Here is a 17,939-nt window from a genome sequence, read left to right as displayed (position 1 = left end):
GGAGAGGGTTAGGGTGAGGGTCGATGGCTCACCGCTATTTTCCTGAAGGACGCTAGATGAAGATTTCCCGTCAAGCCTACGCCGACATGTTCGGCCCCACCGTCGGCGACAAGGTGCGCCTGGCCGACACCGAGTTGTGGATCGAGGTCGAAAAGGACTTCACCACCTACGGCGAAGAAGTGAAATTCGGCGGCGGCAAAGTGATCCGCGACGGCCAGGGCCAGAGCCAGTTGCTCGCCGCCGAAGTGGTCGACACGCTGATCACCAACGCGCTGATCATCGACCACTGGGGCATCGTCAAGGCTGACGTCGGCCTCAAGGACGGTCGTATCGCCGCCATCGGCAAGGCCGGCAACCCGGACGTGCAGCCCGGCGTGACCATCGCCATCGGCGCCAGCACCGAAGTGATCGCCGGCGAAGGCATGATCCTCACCGCCGGCGGCATCGACACGCACATCCACTTCATCTGCCCGCAGCAGATCGAAGAAGCGCTGATGAGCGGCGTCACCACCATGATCGGCGGCGGCACCGGGCCGGCCACCGGCACCAACGCAACGACGTGCACTTCTGGCCCGTGGCACCTGGCACGCATGCTCCAGGCCGCCGACGCGTTCCCGATGAACATCGGCCTCACCGGCAAGGGCAACGCCAGCCTGCCGGAACCGTTGATCGAACAGGTCAAGGCCGGCGCCATCGGCCTCAAGCTCCACGAAGACTGGGGCACCACCCCGGCAAGCATCGACAACTGCCTGAGCGTCGCCGACCAGTACGACGTGCAGGTGGCGATCCATACCGACACCCTCAACGAGTCCGGATTCGTCGAAACCACCCTCGGCGCGTTCAAGGGCCGCACCATCCACACCTATCACACCGAGGGTGCTGGCGGCGGTCATGCGCCGGACATCATCAAGGCCTGCGGTTTCCCTAACGTGCTGCCGAGCTCGACCAACCCGACCCGGCCGTTCACCCGCAACACCATCGACGAACACCTCGACATGCTGATGGTTTGCCACCACCTCGATCCGAGCATCGCCGAAGACGTCGCCTTCGCCGAAAGCCGCATCCGTCGCGAAACGATTGCCGCCGAAGACATCCTCCACGACCTCGGCGCGTTCTCGATGATCAGCTCCGACAGTCAGGCCATGGGGCGCGTCGGCGAAGTCATCACGCGCACCTGGCAGACCGCCGACAAGATGAAAAAACAGCGCGGCCCGCTGCCGCAGGACGGCGAAGGCAACGACAACTTCCGCGCCAAACGCTACATCGCCAAATACACGATCAACCCGGCAATCACCCACGGCATCAGCCATGAAGTCGGTTCGATCGAAGTCGGCAAGTGGGCCGATCTGGTGCTCTGGCGCCCAGCCTTCTTCGGCGTCAAACCGACCCTGATCCTCAAGGGCGGGGCGATTGCCGCGAGTCTGATGGGCGACGCCAACGCCTCGATTCCGACGCCGCAACCGGTGCACTACCGCCCGATGTTCGCCAGTTACGGCGGCTCGCTGCACGCCACCAGCCTGACCTTCATCAGCCAGGCGGCGCTGGCGGACGGCTTGCCCGAGGCACTGGGGCTGAAGAAGAAAATCGCCGTGGTCAAAGGTTGCCGCGAGGTACAGAAAACCGACCTGATCCACAACGACTATCTGCCGAACATCGACGTCGATCCGCAGACTTATCAGGTCAAGGCCGACGGCGTGCTGCTCTGGTGTGAACCGGCTGAAACACTGCCGATGGCGCAGCGTTACTTCCTGTTCTGAGCCCGCCGCCACGCACTGAAAGGCCCCGGCCCCGTGACTGACACACGGGGCCGGGGCCTTTTTCATGGACGCACAATGTCGCCCTCTGAGCGGTCGTGAAATTCCCGTCAAAGGGACTACTATTCGAATCGCTGCCGGCTATTTTCAGGTACTGCCCATGCGTCTTTCCGAATTCATCGTGGCCAACGTCGAACCCATCGTCGATGAATGGCAACAGTTCGCCGCCACCATTACTCCGGCGGCCGACTTTCTCGACACTGCCGGGCTGCGCGACCACGCCAAAGCGATTCTGCTGGCCGCAGCCCGTGACATGAGCAAACCGCAAAGCCGCGGCGAACAAGCGGCCAAGGCACGCGGCGAAGGCCCGGACAGGACGCCCAGTCTCGACCAGGCCGGCGCCAGCCACGGCGAACTGCGCCACACCGTCGGTTTCGACCTGGTGCAGATGACCTCTGAATTCCGTCATCTGCGCGCCTGCGTGATTCGACGCTGGGTCGACAGCCTGGAATCACCGGACATGACCTATTTTCAGGACATGATCCGCTTCAACGAAGCCATCGACGAAGCACTCGCCGAATCGACGGCGGCGTATGCCGAACAGGTCAATCGTTCCCGCGATATCTTCCTCGCCATCCTCGGCCACGACCTGCGCGCGCCCTTGCAGGCGGTGAGCATGTCCACCGAACTACTGCTGCGCAAATCCAGTTTGCAAGGCGAGGCCCTGACCTGCGCGTTGCACATCAAACGCGGCGCGCATCACATGGCGGCAATGGTCAGTGATTTGCTGGAACTGGTGCGCAGCCGTCTCGGCAAAAGCCTGCCGATCGAACCGGCGCCGATGGATCTGGCCGAAGCGGCGCGCGAAGCCGTCGCCGAGGCCTGTGCCGGCAACCCGGAATGCGATCCGGAGATAAACGTACAGGGCGACACACAAGGTGTCTGGGATGCCGGACGCATGGATCAACTGTTGCAGAACCTCATCGGCAACGCCTTGCAGCACGGTTCGAACAAACGCGCCGTCACCCTCACCGTCAGCGGCGAAGGCGAGCGCGTTTGCCTGTCGGTGCACAATTACGGCACGCCGATTCCGGAAGAAGCGATCGGGACGATTTTCGACCCGCTGGTGCGCAGCGCCGACGAAGAGCTCGGGCAACCGTCGACCAGCCTTGGGTTGGGATTGTTTATCGTCAAGGAGGTCGTCACCGCCCATGGCGGCTCCATTGAAGTCAGCTCGAACGAGGCTGACGGCACGTTGTTCAGCGTGGTATTACCCAGAAAATCTTGAGCTGGGGAACCTGCGTTATCGTTCTTCGCGAGCAAGCCCGCTCCCACAGGATTATGCATTCCAATTGTGAGAGCGAGCTTGCTCGCGAAGAGGCCCGCACCAGCAATCGATAAACATCAGACGGACTAGTCGACCACCAGCCGCGCAAGACGCTGGCGCAACATGCGGTTTTCGGCCCGCAACTCGCGAACCTCTTCAAGCAAGTCCAGCGCCAGCGCCACCCCTTCCCATTCCAGCTCCAGGTCGCGCCGCAGCTTGGCGGCGCGTTTGGCCAAGGCCAGTTCGTAGTCAGTGAAACGCCATTCCCGGGGCTGCTTGCCCTGAGGTTCGAGGATGCCGTGTTCGACAATTTCGATCACGTAGACATCCGATAAATCGGCTGCCTCACAGAATTCTGCCATGTCCAGTTGAACGATCAGGGGGCTGCTCATGATGGGCTACTCCGTCGTCGGGTTCAGAAGTTCTCTCGCGGATTGAAGGCGGCTTTCTTCGCCAGTTCCTGCCACAGCGCCTTGACCTCATCGTCCGCCGCTTTCGGCATCACGGCCTTGAGCTGCACGAACAGATAACCGCGCTCGCCTGCCTTGTTTTTCAAACCATGGCCCTTGGCGCGCATGCGCTGGCCGTTCTGGCTGCCGGCCGGAACCTTGAGGTTGATCTTGCCGGTCAGGGTCGGCACGGCCACCTCGGCGCCCAGCGCCAGCTCCCACGGGGCCAGCGGCAAGGTGATGATCAGGTTTTCACCTTCGACATCGAATTTCGGGTGCGGCGCGAAACGGATGGTCAGGTACAGATCGCCATTCGCCCCGCCACCGACGCCCGGTGCGCCCTGGCCCTTGAGACGGATGCGCTCGCCGTCGGTGACACCCGCCGGGATCTTCACGTTCAGGCTCTTGCTGGTGTTGCTGACGTGCTGACCGTTAGCATTGTACTGAGGCACCTGGAAGGTGACCTTCTTCGACTCGCTCGACAGGGTCTCTTCGAGGAAGATCGGCAGTTCCATTTCCACGTCTTGCCCTCGGCGCCCTGCACTGCGTTGCTGCCGGCCTTCGCCGCCACCGAAACCGGGGCCGCGATTGCCGAAGATCGAACTGAAGAAGTCCGAGAAATCACCCGTGTCGCCACCGCCGCCGCCAAAACCGCCACGGCTCTGCCAGCCCGGTGGCCCCTGAAATGGCTGACCATGCTGGCCGTAGCGGCGCAGGTCGTCATATTCAGCGCGTTTGTCAGCGCTTTTCAGCGCTTCATAGGCTTCCGAGGCGTCCTTGAACTTGGCCTCGGCGTCTTTTTCCTTGCTGACATCGGGGTGGTATTTGCGCGCCAGCTTGCGATAGGCAGCCTTGATTGCCTTGTCGTCAGCCGTCGGCTCCACGCCGAGTATCTTGTAATAGTCTTTGAAGTCCATCGAAGGAATCACCATCCGTTATCGATTTCGCGCCGATGCCAGCATGCGCCATTGTGCGCTTGCCAGGTTGACCGATCTCAAGGTTGTGACCGGGTGGCGCAGCAGAAGTTTATCGGCAGTGGACGACGGTTCTTGCGACCGCCGGTATGTCTGCCGGCCCATGCCAGCAAGTTTGGGGCGAAACATTGGCTTTCAAGGCAGTTTAGTCATCAATTAGCAGATAGCCGGCCTTCGAATCTGTCGCGCACTGACATACACTGCGCGGCCGTTTTTTTGACCGGAACCGAAAGACATGAAAGACGCCTCTCCAGCCCGTGCCTGCGGCATCGACTTCGGCACGTCCAACTCCACCGTCGGCTGGCTGCGCCCCGGCATGGAAACGATGATCGCGCTGGAAGACGACAAGATCACCCTGCCGTCGGTGGTCTTCTTCAACATCGAGGAACGCCGCCCGGTGTACGGTCGCCTGGCGCTGCACGAGTACCTGGAAGGCTACGAAGGCCGCCTGATGCGCTCGCTGAAGAGCCTGCTCGGTTCCAAGCTGATCAAGCACGACACCAGCGTGCTCGGTACAGCGATGCCGTTCAAGGACTTGCTCGGCCTGTTCATCGGCCAGCTGAAGAGCCGCGCCGAAACTGCCGCCGGTCGGGAGTTCGAACAAGTGGTACTGGGCCGCCCGGTGTTCTTCGTCGATGACGATCCGCTGGCCGACCAGGAAGCCGAAGACACCCTGGTGGACGTGGCGAAAAAGATCGGTTTCAAGGACGTATCGTTCCAGTACGAGCCGATTGCAGCGGCCTTCGACTACGAGTCGACCATCGAAAAGGAAGAGCTGGTACTGATCGTCGACATCGGCGGTGGTACGTCGGACTTCTCGCTGGTGCGCCTGTCGCCCGAGCGACGCGGTGTGGATAACCGCCACGACGATATCCTCGCCACCGGCGGCGTGCACATCGGCGGAACCGACTTCGACAAACAACTGAGCCTGCAAGGCCTGATGCCGCTGTTCGGCTACGGCAGCCGCATGAAGAGCGGTGCCTACATGCCGACCAGCCACCACATGAACCTAGCGACCTGGCACACCATCAACTCGGTGTACTCGCAAAAATCCACGCTGGCTCTGGGCAGCATGCGCTACGACATCGAAGACACAGGCGGCATCGATCGCCTGTTCAAGCTGATCGAACAGCGCGCCGGCCACTGGCTGGCGATGGAAGTGGAAGAAACCAAGATCCAGCTGACCCACGCCGACAGCCGCCATGTGCCGCTGGACCGGATCGAAAGCGGATTGAGCGTGGAACTGACGCGGGCTCTGTTCGAGTCGGCCATCGATGCCTTGCTGGAGCGGGTGCGCGGCAGCGTCACGCAACTGTTGAACGATGCCAGCGTGTCGGTCGGTCAGGTCGATACGGTGTTCTTCACCGGCGGTTCCAGCGGCATTCCGGCGCTGCGCAACAGCGTGTCGGCGATGCTGCCGAATGCACGGCATGTTGAAGGGAACATCTTTGGCAGCATCGGCAGCGGTCTGGCGATTGAAGCCATGAAGCGTTATGGCTCGGTGAACTGATCCAGAATGGGCGGTGCGCTCCCACAGGTTCGGTGTGATCCTGTGGGAGCGGGCTTGCTCGCGAAAGCGCCGGCTCAGACGCTACAAAGCCTGGATCAAACCATCCCGCCCAGCTTCAACTCACTCTTCAGATACGCGTAATAAATCGGCCCCGCCACCACCCCCGGCAGGCCGAACGCGGCCTCGAACACCAGCATCGCCAGCAGCAACTCCCACGACTTGGCACTGATCTGTCCGCCGACAATGCGCGCGTTGAGGAAGTATTCGAGCTTGTGGATAAAAATCAGGTAGCCCAACGCCGCCAGCGCCACCCAGATCGACAGCGACAGACCGACGATGGTGATCAGCGTGTTCGACATCAGGTTACCGATCACGGGCAGCAGGCCGAGCAGGAAGGTCAGCACGATCAGGGTTTTGGTCAGCGGCAGCTTGATGCCAAACATCGGCAGGATCACCGCAAGGAAGATCCCGGTGAAGAAAGTATTGAGCAGCGAGATTTTGATCTGCGCGAACACGATGTTGCGAAACGCTTGAACCAGCAGATGCAGACGGTCGAACAGTGCGGCCGCCAGCGGTTTGCGCTTGGTCACGTCCGGCACTCGCTGCAGGGCGATGATCGCGCCGAGCACCATGCCGATCAGCAACGTCACGAACATGTGCGCCGCGTCCTTGCCGACCAGCTGCAGGTCGGCCAGGTGCTTGCTCGCCCACTCACCAATCGCTACGCGAAATTCGGCGGCGCTGGCCGGCAGATAGGCGTCGATGAACGGCGGCAACTGACCGCGCGCTCGATCGACCACGCCCATGAATTTGTCGAGGGAAGCCCCGGGGTTTTCCGCTTCGTGCAGGAGAAAACTGATGGCGCCGGCAAAGATCAGCGCCAGCACGCTGACCACCAGCGTACCGAGCAACGCCACGGCCAGCCAACGGGCACGGCGGCCTTCGATCAGCCGTTGCAGTTGCGGGGTGAGCATGTTGACCAGCTCGAACACCAGCAAACCGGCCAGCAGGCTCGGCAACAAGCGCAGCGGCAACACCAGCAGCAAACCGCCGAAAATGATGATGCAACTGACCCAAAACACAACATGACGCTCAGAAAACGTTGGCATACAGCCTCAAAACGAACGGCGTAAAAGGATTGGCAGTCTGCCAGCGATCCGGGGTGAGCACTAGGAATATGCGGGCCGACCTTTCGGGCCTCATCGCGGGCAAGCCAGCTCCCACAGGTCAAGTGTCGAACACAAATTCAGCGAACAGCCGAAATCCCTGTGGGAGCGGGCTTGCCCGCGATGAGGCCGGCAAGCTCAACACACAGTCAGCTGATTATTTTTTCTTCAGGCAATCACTCATGAACGCCTTGCGCGCATCGCCGGTCAGTGCTTTGGTTTTCGCATCGGCGTTGCAGGTGGTCATTTTCTGTTGTTGCGGAGTCAGGGTCTTGCCATCGTTGGCCGCCGGCGCTGCCTTGAGGCAGGTGCTCATGAAAGTCTTGCGTTCATCGCCCTTGAGGCTCTTGGCGGTCGCATCGGCATTGCAAGTGGTCATTTTGTTTTGTTGGGCCGTGGCGGCGAAACCCTGGGAACAGAGGAGCAGACCGATCATAAACAAAGGCACACGCAACATCTTCATGGAGTTTTCTCCTTGTCGCCGCACCGATGGGGGCGGCCTCTGCAGAAGTGTAGACAAAAGCTGTTACAGCTTCCTGCCGACACGGCAGCCTTCCTTTCATCGCCCACAAAAAAACGGAAGCCGAGGCTCCCGTTCAACACTGCTCGACCACCTGGGTCAGTTATGTGACATCAGCAAACGCCGCCAGATACGCTTCCCATGCGCCATGACGAGCTTCCAGTGTCGATAACAGGAACTGCTCGAAAGACACCGGCGTCTCCCCGGCCAGTGCGTAAGTCCGGCCCGCCAGTTTTAGAGACGACCACTGTGCGTACGCGCCCTGAACATAGAGTTTATTCAACTTGATCTGGCGGAACGTGTTGCTCTGTTCAGGGATGGGTAGTGGCGCGAGATCCGACCCGAGGTCATTGATAAAACTGTAATCGGCCACGGCCGGCCCCGCCTCCAGCGTTATCACCGGAGGCACTTCAAACGAGAAGTAACCGGCATCAGCCAGATGCGCAGCCGGAAACTCTGGCCAGGAGTCTGCGACGACCAGTTGTTCAGGCTTGGTCAGATCGTCACCGATCAGCACGTATTGGTGATCGAACTCCGTAGCCTTGACGATATGGATGCGGGTCGTTCGGGGCTGGCTGGCCAGCAGGGAAAAGGTCACCTTAGAGTTTTCCGAGCAGTTGCCGCCACGAATCGCTATCGCCTTGCGGGCATGCTCGGCAATGCTCATGTTGGCCTTGAAACTGGCGGCGGAACTGCCCTCGATCAGTTCGAAGCCACGTAATCCCTTGATCTTGGCGATCGCCGAGCCACCTTTCTCCCAGATGCTCGGCAGTTGATTGCCAGACAGCGGCAGCAGTTCTTTTGCGCGATAAATCGCCCGCTGCGCCATCTTCAGGTTATTCATGATTTCGGGGCTCACCTGAACCGGCGCTTGCGAGAGATCCACTGCGCCATCGACCAACTGATAGCGCGTGGAAAAATCCGTCAGAGCGTAGTCAGGCAATGGTTTGCCAGCCAGAACGTCGCGTTGCAGTTTCTGGTAGCTGTCGACACGCCCGGTTTGCTCAAGACTGCGCGCATAAGCCCCCAGATTTTGCTCCAAAGACGTCAAAGGCACGAACCCCTGTTCAGTGAACATCCGTTCGAACAAGCCCTGAAACTGCTCGGGCGACATCAACACCTCCAGCTCCGGCAGCGCTTCGATGCTTCGTACGATATGCGTTCGCGCCACCTCGACATCGGTATCGCTGGTGGCTGCGAGAAAGCCATCTCGGAGCGCAAGCAGATACTCGCCATCAGACATCTCGATCCGGCTCAATCCCCGGAGGAAGTTGTATTTGAGTTCGATGGGATCATCAGGGTGGTAAGCCGCATCGACCAATCCCGGGTAGAACTCATAAATTTCCTGAAGCGCCAGCGCTTCTCCCGGGTCGGTACGCGCCCCTCCGCGCAGCCGCGCCAGCAAAGGGTCGTAGGCGCGTCGCTCAAGCGGCGGGAGGCTGGAGAGAATCTTTTTCAGACGATGATGTGACAATGTCCTGTCACGCAAGGCGTTCTGCAGCTTGTCGCCTTCGCCGATCCGCAGGCCCAGCGCATTGCGTTCAGCATCGGGCAAGGCCTGCAGAATCGTCGAGTAGAAATCCGCAGGTGCGTTCAGCGAGTTGCCCACGTCGTCGAAGGCCTGAAACGCCAGGTTCTCAAGCTCGACAATCGTTCGACGGATCGCCGCATTTTCCTGGCCGATGCTGTCCGCCGTAGTTCCCTTGAACTCGTACAGAGAAACTTCAATCCGCACATCAGGATTCCAGCCTGGCAGGTTTTCCAGCGAGTGCAGGGCCAGCCGGCGGCTGTCGGGGTTGTCCACAGACTTGAGATAAAACGGCTCATACGCACGGGCAACCCTGATTTCCAGCAGCGCCTGACGCGCAAGATTTTCGAGCCGGGCTGGCAGCTTGCCAAGGGCAACTTCCTGCAACTCCGAAGGAGTGGCGGCGGTCAGCAGCTCCTCGGCAACCTGGGCGGGCAGCTCGGGCAATTTTGCCTGGACAATCCGGATCTGCGGACGCTGGTTGTGCAGTGCGTTATTCAATTGGCGATAGCGATTTTCAAACAGGGTGGCTTTCCTTTGCTGCGCCCGCAGTGCCAACTGACGGCGCAACTCCCCGGCGTTGACGTCAAGGCGTGACAGCGGCGTGCCGAATGGCACCTGCAACAGCTCGCGGGTCTGAGCATCATTGAGTTGCCTCAACAGGAGGCTCGCCAGGTCATCCTCGCCAAGACGACTCGCATCGATCCGCACGGGTGCGCGCTCACCGCTACCGATCCGTTCGATCACTTGCCCCTGTGCGTCCACCAGTTCCAGCTTTGGCCCCGACCACAATCCATCCAGCAGCGCGAACTGAATCAGCGGATCGGCCTGCCGATAGTCCAGGGGGTTGTCGCTGCCGATTTGCCGGATAAATGTTTCAATGTCCCTGTCGATCCCGAACCGCGTCGCGAAGTCGTTGAGCAGAGATAACGTCGGCTCACCCTCGACATGCATATTGCGCACGGTATCGAGTTCGATTCGGCTCAGCTGACGCAAATCCGCGAAGGAGCCGTGCAGTTCCTCGAACGAAGATCCGATGCGCCGCATCAGTGTCTGCTCATCCCAGGTGTGCGGTTGCTCGCCTTCGATCATGAATCGACCGGCGCCATGCTCTTTCAACTGCGGACGATAAGCGTCCTCGCGCTCAGGATGGAGGATGCGCCGATCTCCCGAAAGGGGGTCGTCTTTGACCTCGAACGCCCCCTGCGGCAGGCGCAGTACGCGTTTGTCGCCATGCGCGTACAACCCGCTGGCATCGGCCTTTGCAGCCGGATCAAACCTCAGATTGCTTTGCAGATAGGGCTGCAGATTCCCTGCCCACAAACGTTTTTCGCCATTGCTCAGGGTGACTGGCGTGGCCCGCTCAATAAGCGGGGACAACCGGCCGAGCGCCGCGCTGCCAATTGCCGCGCCAGCGCCGAACGCCAGCAGTTGCCCGACACTTTCCACAAAACCGAGCAAATGATCGGTCGCCTCCAGATACAGCCCTTCGGAGAGATCAAGCACGCCCTCAACGACTTCCGAAGTCATTTGATAAACCGTGTACATCAGCATGACTTCGCCCAGCAACGGCACAAAAGGCGTCGCCACAAGCAACGCAACATTCAGAATGTCGAGAAACATCTGCTGCAGGTTATCCAGCCATTTCTCGCGTTCCTCACGATCTGCATCGGCGGTGGAAATCGCGATGTCGCGACCGTCATTGAGGATCTTGTTCAATTGCTCGATGTACAGGTACTCCCACACATCACCGTTGAAGCGCTGCTCCAGTTCACTGACGAATGAAACAGCTGAATAACGCAGGCGCGGCTTGTCTTGAGGGCCGTATTGCGGCTGGCGCAGCGAATCGCTGCCGACAATTTTCCACAACTGGCGTTGCAGTCCGGCAAAGAAATGGCCGCGTTGGCGATGCGGCACGAAACGGGAAAAATACTGCTGGTAACGACTGACCCTCGCTTGCTCATCGGGGGCACCGCGCAGTTGCCGGGTCAGTTCGTCGAGAAAGTCTGCCGCAGACGGATACTCCTTCATCGGATGTTCCGGATCCTGCGGGGAATAGACGATCACGCGTTTGACCGCCTGCGCAGCGTCAATATCGGGGGCGATCAGCACAATCCCGGTCAGTTTGATGTCCAGCAGACTCAAATGGTAATAACGAACCGGGCCGCCATCGAAATGCAGGCCGGTCGATCCCTTGAGAATGGCCAGTACCAATAGATAGGCGTCGGCACTGATGTCTTGTTTCAGCACCGCCATCATGGCAGCAACTTTCCACGCGTTTTTTTGACTGGCGACGACCCGGCTTTTCAACAAGCCATTGGCAAGCGCATTGTCTGTTTTCAGATAACTTTCCAGATATACCCTGTACTTCGCCCCAAGGTCCAACTCACGGCTAAGATGTTTGAACTGACCAACAGACATTCTATTGCGCAGCTCGCCATTTATCTCAAATCGACCATTCGCATCGGGACGAGTGATGTATTCGGAACCGGGCAATATTTCCTGATGTTCGGAAAAATTATGCAGTGCAACATCCAGCAGACAATACGTTGTACTTGCAAATGAATCATCGATACGCGTGCCCCACAGTGGTACTTTCGCCGGCGCATACAGTTTTATGAACGTTTCCCTGACATCGACTGCAATCCCGAATTTTTTTTCCAGCGCGTCGAGCAGCAGGGGTTCGGCGAAGGCATAGACATCCTGCAGCCCCTTGAACATGCCGTCGACTTCATTTTGCGCCGACCAGTTCTCAGCCACGCAATTGCGCAGGCTGTGCCGCTGGACGGGCGTCAGTCTGCGCACCCACTCGGGAATCGTGCGTTGATGTTGGTTCAATTCGCGCAGTCGCTGCGGTGTCGCGGTGACGAGCCATGACGGCAGATTGCCGGCAATCAATTGAGTATGCCTACCGGGCAACAAGTCTGCTGCGGAGAATTTATCCAGCATTAAAAACTGATTCAACGGAAACTTCCTGAACAATATTTAGAGTAACCCCTCCTGTTTCAATAAATGAATTTATCAATAACGCGCACGGACAATCAAACCCGTAAACATCTGCATAAATACAGATCAACAGAAAGGTGGAACCCCGAGCTTACAGCGACAGACTTTTCACCGACGAAGTACATATCTCAAATATTCGTAAGAACTTTCGCCAATACATAAAGAAATAATAGCAACAGTTTAAAACTTGCACTTATCAGCGCAGATTATCCCGCCGATATTGCTCGGGCGAGCTCCCGGCATGGCGTTGAAACATGGCAATAAACGCCGATCCACTGCTGTAACCGAGGTCGAAGGCAATCTCCTGCACACTGCGCGATGTTTCCAGTGCCTCGATCGCCGCGAGGTAACGCAAGCGCTGGCGCCACTCACCGAAACTCATCCCCAGCTCGCGGACAAACTGCCGGGCCAGCGTGCGCTCGCTGACATGCACCTGCAGCGCCCAATGTGCCAGCGGCTGGTTGTTGCCAGGTTCGGCCTGCAAGGTTTCCAGGACCGTCAGCAAACCGGGGCTGCTCGCGTACGGCAAGTAACACTCATGCACCGGCGCCTGTTGCAGTTGATCGACCAGCACCTGCGCCAGACGCTGATCGGCGTCGAGTTCGGGAATCTTCACGTCGCGGGCAGCGAAGTCCCTGAGAATCGCCTTGAGGATGTCGCTGATTGCCAGCGTGCACGCCCGGGCCGGCAGATCGGCGCAGACCGTGGGATTAAGGCACACCGCCCGGTAGTTGACCGGCTGATGGCTGTAGAAACTGTGCTCGATCTGGGGCGGCACCCACACCGCGTACTGCGGCGGCGACATGAAGCGGCTGCCATCGACGTTCATGTGCAGCACACCATGGGCGGCGTATTCCAGCGTGCCCCACGGATGACGGTGCGGCGCGGCGAATTCGTGGGCGTTGAAGTCGGCATAGCGGAAGTACACCGCCGAAGGCAGTTCACTGAAATCGAGCAGATCGATGTGTTTGCTGTTCATGCTGTCCGGTTTCAGCGGCAGGTTGTCCGGTTCGCAGTATAGGCCTGCATCCGGACAGGGGATAATCACACCTCATCAACGTTCCTGGTTTAACCCATGCAATACGCGTTTCCCCTGCTGGCGATCTTTATCTGGGCCGGCAACACCGTCATCAACAAACTCGCGGTCGGGGCGATCTTCCCCGCCGAAATCGGCTTCTACCGCTGGCTGTTCGCGGGCCTGCTGTTCACCCCGTTCATGTTCAAAGCGGTGATTGCGCACTGGCCGCAGATTCGCCCGAATCTGGGCAAGATCTTCGTCCTCGGCGTACTCGGCATGGCGGTCTATCAAAGCCTCGCCTACTTCGCCGCAACCATGACCACTGCCACCAACATGGGCATCATTCTGTCGTTGATGCCGTTGATGTCGCTGACCATGGCGATCATCAGCCTCGGCCAGCGCCTGACCGCTGGCGCCTTGTTCGGCGCGGTGCTGTCCTTCGCCGGCGTACTGGTGGTGGTGTCGTCCGGCAGTCTCGGCGCCTTGCTGCAGCACGGGGTGAATCTGGGTGACGCGATGATGCTGATCGCCACGCTGGCCTACGCGATCTACAGCACGCTGCTGAAAAAATGGCAGTTGCGTCTGCCGCCGCTGGTGTTGCTGTACTTGCAGGTGCTGGTGGCGATTGTCGTGTTGTTTCCGCTGTACGCGGCCTCGCCGAAAACCGGTCTGACCCTGCAGAACATTCCGCTGGTGCTGTATGCGTGCCTGCTGGCCTCGATGCTCGCGCCACTGGCATGGATGCAGGCAGTACAGCGCCTGGGGCCAAGCCGCACGACCTTGTTCTTCAATCTGCTACCGTTGATTACCGCGCTGATTGCAGCGGTCGTGCTGAAAGAGCAACTGGCGATGTATCACCTGGTCGGTGGCTTGCTGACCTTGGGCGGGGTGATTCTTTCCGAACGTTGGACCACGGTGCTGGGCCGTCGGATCAGCATCGCCTGATCTGGCCCTGTGGTGAGGGGATTTATCCCCGATGGCGCGCGAAGCGTCCCCCGCTGTTGAAGTTAAGAGTGGGGCTGCTGCGCAGTCCAACGGGGATAAATCCCCTCGCCACAAAAGCCATTTACAGCCCGGCTGCCTCTAGTCGGGCCGCATGCTCGACAAACAGCCGCACCGGATCTGCGCCCTTGCCGACCAGCCCCAATGACTGGTTAACAATGTCGAAATGGTCCAGCGGATAGTCATCGCCAATCACCGTGCCCAGATGCGAGCTATAACGCCCGACCATGCCGTCGCACTGCCCCGGCTCGCGCACGAACGTTTTCGCGAACAGGCGACAACTGCGATTAGTCCCGTCAAACAGGTTGCCACCACGGTCGGTCTTGCCCGGCTGCAATGTCCCCGACCATGAGTAATAACGCACGCCGTTGACCTCCTCCGGCCCGTGCCCACCCCAGGTTGGCGGCAAGCCCTGTGGATGACGCTGATTGAACAGCGCCACGCCCTCAGTGGTCAGCGACTGGTGCGAGGCGTGGATATCGACCGGCAGTTTCGGCCCGTGATAACCCGTCTCCATCAAAGCCATCAACCAGCCGACACAGCGCAGCAGCGCTTCGAGAAGACGACCTCGGGCGCTGTCTGCCGGGTAGTGTTTCTGCAGATAGTCGGCCAGTTCCGAGCCGTGGTTGGGGCCGGCCACCGAGGTCACCGACGCCACCAGATCCGGACGTTTGGCCGCCGCATAGCGCGCGGTCAATGAGCCTTGGCTGTGGCCGAACAGGTTGACCTTGCTCGCCCCGGTTTCACGCACAATCTCGTTGATTCGCTCAAGCAGTTGCTCGCCCCGCACTTCGGTCGAGTTGAGCGGCGAGACCTGCACGGCAATCACCGTCGCCCCGCCACGGCGCAGCGCCTTGATGATCCCGTACCAGTACGGATAAACGATCAGCCGGATAAACCCGAGCATGCCCGGCACCAGCACCAGTGGATAACGCGTCGACATGGGGAGACATCCTTGTGGTCAGTGAGTGGCTGCAAGACGTGCAAAACGCCCGCCAAGCATCCTTGCTGAAGATGACAACTCGAAGAGCAGCCTACTTCAGCCCGACCACCCCCGCCACAATCAGCCCCACTGACAGCAGTTTGACCAGCGTCAGACTCTCGCCGAGCAAGGCAAACCCGAGGAACACCGTGCCCAGCGAACCGATGGCCGTCCAGATCGGGTAAGCAATGCTCACAGGCAACTCACGCATCGCCAGCGTCAGGAACCAGATTCCGCCCACCGCTGCCACCCCGGTAATCAGCGACGGCCACAGCCGCGTGAAGCCTTCGGCGTACTTCATGCCCATGGCGAAGGTCACCTCGAATACGGCGGCGATCAGCAGGAACAGCCAGGCCACCTAGAACTCCCGGGCCAGGTCGAGCAAGCGCTGCTCGGCCTCGGCCACCGACACTGCGAAGGTGCGCTCGGCGGATTCCTCGCCTTCGGCGGCCACCACGGTGACGTCGTTGATGCCGACGAAACCCAGCGCCGTACGCAGCCATGGGTCGGCGTGATTCAACGCCTCCAGCTCACCACCCGGGCCGAAGCCGAAGCCACCGCGACTGGTGACGATCAGGGCTTTCTTGCCCCGCAGCAGAGGCGTGTACTGCGCAACGCCGTTGTCCAGCGTGTGATCGAACGTCAGGCCCAGCCGCACGATCTGATCGACCCAGGCCTTGAGGCCGCTGGGCACGCTGAAGTTGTACATCGGCGTGGAAATCAGCAGCAGGTCATGCTCGAACAACTCGCCGACCAATTGATCGCTGAGCGCCAGATCGGCTTGCATCGACAGGGGCCGCGCTTCGGGTTCTGGATAAAACGCCGCCGCGACAAAAGCCTCGTTGACCGCTGGAATCAGCGCCCGCCCCACTTCACGCCGAGTGACCTGCGCCTGCGGATGGCGCACTTGCCAGGCGCTGAGAAAACTTTCCGCCAGACGCCGTGAATGGGAGCGGTCGCCCCGTGGGCTGGCATGGATCGCAAGAATCTTGTTCATCTGAAACTCCTTGAGACTAGACTTGATTGGGAAAGTGGCGCCAGATTGCTGCCCGTTCTCTATTGTCTCAACTGAGTAAAAATCATTCGGGATGAATCCATTTCATCTGTGGAGCTCTCCATGTTTGCGTCGTTGCCACTGACCGCCCTGCGCGCCTTCGAATCCGCCTCGCGCCTGCTGAGTTTCAAGGCCGCGGCCGAAGAGCTGTCGGTGACGCCAACAGCGATTTCCCATCAGATCCGCTCGCTGGAAGACTGGCTCGGCGTGGCGCTGTTCGAACGTTTGCCGCGTCAGGTGCGCCTGACTGAAGGCGGCGAGCGGCTGTTTCGCAGCCTGCACGGCGCACTGCTGGAAGTGGCGCAAAGCGTCGACACCCTGCGCCCGCAACGCAACGCCAGCACTCTGACACTGTCGACCACTGCGGCCTTCGCTGCACTGTGGCTGGTGCCGCGCCTTGGGCGGTTTTACGCGCAGCATCCGAACATCAATGTGCGTCTGGATACCCATTGCGAAGTGATCGACCTGCATCAGGACGCCAGCGTTGATCTGGTGCTGCGTTACAGCCTCGACGATTACCCGAACCTGTATGGTCTGTGCCTGTTCGATGAATCGTTCGGCGTTTACGGCTCGCCCGAGCAAGTGGCGCTGGCTGCGCGAAGCACGCCGGCGTTGATCAGCGTGCGTTGGCACAACTCGAAGTTGTATGCCCACGGCTGGGAAGCCTGGTGCGCGAAGTCCGGCGAACACTGGCTGAAGCAGCAACCGGCCGTGCGCGAATACGACGAAGAGCATTACGCCTTGCAAGCCGCCATCGCCGGCCAGGGTCTGGTGCTGGCGAGCAACATTCTGGTGTCGGAGAGCGTCGCCAGCGGTTTGCTGGTGCCGTACAAGGGTGAGGTGCAAGTCGATGGCGCCGGTTACAGCGCGTTGTGCGTGCCGGGGCGGGAACGGCATCCGCCGGTGCGGGCGTTTTTTGCCTGGTTGCGCGAAGAGGCACGCGTGTCAGGGCTGGCGCAAAGGCCGCCACAAATCGCATAAAACTTTTTGCAAGGCACATGACTCACAACCTGGGTAGGCGATTACGTCCGTAGAACGTGACGCCAATCGGATTAGCCTCCAGGAGAATGAAATGAGCGACCTGCATTTGTCTGATGTTCAAACCCTGCGCGAGCGCGCACGGCAACACGTGGAAAACGGCGCAGTCACCGAAAGCTACAGCGCCAACCGTGAAGAGGTGCTGCGCTTGCTCAACGAATCGCTGGCCACCGAACTGGTCTGCGTCTTGCGCTACAAACGCCACTACTTCATGGCCAACGGCCTGAAAGCCAACGTGGCCGCCGACGAATTCCTCGAACACGCGACCCAGGAAGCACAGCACGCTGACCGTCTGGCCGAGCGCATCGTGCAATTGGGTGGCGAGCCGGAATTCAACCCGGATCTGTTGTCGAAAATGTCCCACGCGCAATACGTCGCCGGAAACACCTTGAAGGAAATGGTTTACGAAGATCTGGTGGCCGAGCGGATCGCCATTGACAGCTATCGCGAGATCATTCAGTACATTGGTGAAAAAGACCCGACCACGCGGCGCATCTTCGAAGATATCCTCGCGCAGGAAGAAGAGCACGCCGATGACATGGCCGATATTCTGAAAGACCTGTAATCCTTTCGCGAGCAGGCTCACTCCTACATTTGGAATACGTTCCCCT

General features: G+C 59.9%; 15 protein-coding genes. 6 read left to right on the top strand and 9 right to left on the bottom strand.

What is annotated here, in order from left to right; genetic code table 11:
• Positions 1–56: 56 nt before the first annotated feature.
• Together ureC and F2P67_RS05070 are read left to right on the top strand one after the other, a co-directional pair.
• Positions 57–1,757 (top strand): urease subunit alpha, encoded by a 1,701-nt coding sequence (ureC, locus tag F2P67_RS05075; protein WP_166218146.1) that lies wholly within the window; start codon positions 57–59, stop codon positions 1,755–1,757.
• A 157-nt stretch (positions 1,758–1,914) separates the two neighbouring features.
• The gene (locus F2P67_RS05070; protein WP_166218143.1) at positions 1,915–3,042 is read left to right on the top strand and encodes a sensor histidine kinase; all 1,128 of its coding nucleotides are present in this window, start codon (positions 1,915–1,917) and stop codon (positions 3,040–3,042) included.
• A 125-nt stretch (positions 3,043–3,167) separates the two neighbouring features.
• Here F2P67_RS05070 and F2P67_RS05065 read toward each other — a convergent pair whose 3' ends face one another.
• Positions 3,168–3,473 carry a chaperone modulator CbpM gene (locus tag F2P67_RS05065; RefSeq protein ID WP_166218141.1) on the bottom strand — a complete coding sequence of 102 codons (306 nt, stop codon included), beginning with the start codon at positions 3,471–3,473 and terminating at the stop codon, positions 3,168–3,170.
• A gap of 23 nt (positions 3,474–3,496) precedes the next feature.
• Complete coding sequence (locus F2P67_RS05060; protein ID WP_166218138.1) at positions 3,497–4,447, bottom strand: DnaJ C-terminal domain-containing protein; 951 nt, start codon at positions 4,445–4,447, stop codon at positions 3,497–3,499.
• Between the two features lie 292 nt (positions 4,448–4,739).
• Here F2P67_RS05060 and F2P67_RS05055 point away from each other — a divergent pair, with 292 nt between their 5' ends.
• Positions 4,740–6,014: an Hsp70 family protein gene (locus tag F2P67_RS05055; RefSeq protein WP_166218135.1), complete on the top strand. Its 1,275-nt coding sequence runs from the start codon at positions 4,740–4,742 to the stop codon at positions 6,012–6,014.
• 95 nt (positions 6,015–6,109) lie between these two features.
• Here F2P67_RS05055 and F2P67_RS05050 read toward each other — a convergent pair whose 3' ends face one another.
• The 4 genes from F2P67_RS05050 to F2P67_RS05035 all read right to left on the bottom strand — a co-directional run bounded on the left by F2P67_RS05050 (position 6,110) and on the right by F2P67_RS05035 (position 13,213).
• Entirely contained in the window at positions 6,110–7,123 is a 1,014-nt protein-coding gene (locus tag F2P67_RS05050; RefSeq protein ID WP_166218132.1) for an AI-2E family transporter, read from the bottom strand.
• Between the two features lie 214 nt (positions 7,124–7,337).
• The gene (locus F2P67_RS05045; protein ID WP_166218129.1) at positions 7,338–7,643 is read right to left on the bottom strand and encodes a PsiF family protein; all 306 of its coding nucleotides are present in this window, start codon (positions 7,641–7,643) and stop codon (positions 7,338–7,340) included.
• A gap of 160 nt (positions 7,644–7,803) precedes the next feature.
• Positions 7,804–12,192, bottom strand: coding sequence for a dermonecrotic toxin domain-containing protein (locus tag F2P67_RS05040; protein ID WP_246226465.1), 4,389 nt, complete (start codon positions 12,190–12,192; stop codon positions 7,804–7,806).
• A 238-nt stretch (positions 12,193–12,430) separates the two neighbouring features.
• Positions 12,431–13,213 (bottom strand): AraC family transcriptional regulator, encoded by a 783-nt coding sequence (locus F2P67_RS05035; RefSeq protein ID WP_166218327.1) that lies wholly within the window; start codon positions 13,211–13,213, stop codon positions 12,431–12,433.
• A gap of 96 nt (positions 13,214–13,309) precedes the next feature.
• Here F2P67_RS05035 and F2P67_RS05030 point away from each other — a divergent pair, with 96 nt between their 5' ends.
• A complete protein-coding gene (locus tag F2P67_RS05030) occupies positions 13,310–14,197 on the top strand; it encodes a DMT family transporter (protein WP_166218126.1) in 888 nt (295 codons plus the stop codon).
• 121 nt (positions 14,198–14,318) lie between these two features.
• Here F2P67_RS05030 and F2P67_RS05025 read toward each other — a convergent pair whose 3' ends face one another.
• The 3 genes from F2P67_RS05025 to F2P67_RS05015 form a co-directional block, all read right to left on the bottom strand.
• A complete protein-coding gene (locus F2P67_RS05025; RefSeq protein ID WP_166218123.1) occupies positions 14,319–15,197 on the bottom strand; it encodes an esterase/lipase family protein in 879 nt (292 codons plus the stop codon).
• Between the two features lie 91 nt (positions 15,198–15,288).
• Positions 15,289–15,594, bottom strand: a complete 306-nt coding sequence (locus F2P67_RS05020; protein WP_166218120.1) for an SMR family transporter — start codon at positions 15,592–15,594, stop codon at positions 15,289–15,291.
• A complete protein-coding gene (locus tag F2P67_RS05015; protein WP_166218117.1) occupies positions 15,595–16,233 on the bottom strand; it encodes an FMN-dependent NADH-azoreductase in 639 nt (212 codons plus the stop codon).
• A gap of 108 nt (positions 16,234–16,341) precedes the next feature.
• Between F2P67_RS05015 and F2P67_RS05010 the strand changes: the two genes are divergently transcribed.
• Positions 16,342–17,271: a LysR substrate-binding domain-containing protein gene (locus tag F2P67_RS05010; protein WP_166218115.1), complete on the top strand. Its 930-nt coding sequence runs from the start codon at positions 16,342–16,344 to the stop codon at positions 17,269–17,271.
• A gap of 91 nt (positions 17,272–17,362) precedes the next feature.
• Entirely contained in the window at positions 17,363–17,893 is a 531-nt protein-coding gene (locus tag F2P67_RS05005; protein WP_047600645.1) for a ferritin-like domain-containing protein, read from the top strand.
• Positions 17,894–17,939 lie beyond the last annotated feature (46 nt).

Origin of the sequence: Pseudomonas atagonensis, assembly GCF_011369485.1 — a bacterium.
Lineage (GTDB): Bacteria > Pseudomonadota > Gammaproteobacteria > Pseudomonadales > Pseudomonadaceae > Aquipseudomonas > Aquipseudomonas atagonensis.
This window is presented reverse-complemented; position numbering and strand designations above follow the sequence as displayed.

Excerpts from the sequence above, each read along its gene's own strand:
- ureC (WP_166218146.1), top strand. The coding sequence starts at position 57 with ATGAAGATTTCCCGTCAAGCCTACGCCGACATGTTCGGCCCCACCGTC.
- F2P67_RS05070 (WP_166218143.1), top strand. The coding sequence starts at position 1,915 with ATGCGTCTTTCCGAATTCATCGTGGCCAACGTCGAACCCATCGTCGAT.
- F2P67_RS05065 (WP_166218141.1), bottom strand. The coding sequence starts at position 3,473 with ATGAGCAGCCCCCTGATCGTTCAACTGGACATGGCAGAATTCTGTGAG.
- F2P67_RS05060 (WP_166218138.1), bottom strand. The coding sequence starts at position 4,447 with ATGGACTTCAAAGACTATTACAAGATACTCGGCGTGGAGCCGACGGCT.
- F2P67_RS05055 (WP_166218135.1), top strand. The coding sequence starts at position 4,740 with ATGAAAGACGCCTCTCCAGCCCGTGCCTGCGGCATCGACTTCGGCACG.
- F2P67_RS05050 (WP_166218132.1), bottom strand. The coding sequence starts at position 7,123 with ATGCCAACGTTTTCTGAGCGTCATGTTGTGTTTTGGGTCAGTTGCATC.
- F2P67_RS05045 (WP_166218129.1), bottom strand. The coding sequence starts at position 7,643 with ATGAAGATGTTGCGTGTGCCTTTGTTTATGATCGGTCTGCTCCTCTGT.
- F2P67_RS05035 (WP_166218327.1), bottom strand. The coding sequence starts at position 13,213 with ATGAACAGCAAACACATCGATCTGCTCGATTTCAGTGAACTGCCTTCG.
- F2P67_RS05030 (WP_166218126.1), top strand. The coding sequence starts at position 13,310 with ATGCAATACGCGTTTCCCCTGCTGGCGATCTTTATCTGGGCCGGCAAC.
- F2P67_RS05025 (WP_166218123.1), bottom strand. The coding sequence starts at position 15,197 with ATGTCGACGCGTTATCCACTGGTGCTGGTGCCGGGCATGCTCGGGTTT.
- F2P67_RS05015 (WP_166218117.1), bottom strand. The coding sequence starts at position 16,233 with ATGAACAAGATTCTTGCGATCCATGCCAGCCCACGGGGCGACCGCTCC.
- F2P67_RS05005 (WP_047600645.1), top strand. The coding sequence starts at position 17,363 with ATGAGCGACCTGCATTTGTCTGATGTTCAAACCCTGCGCGAGCGCGCA.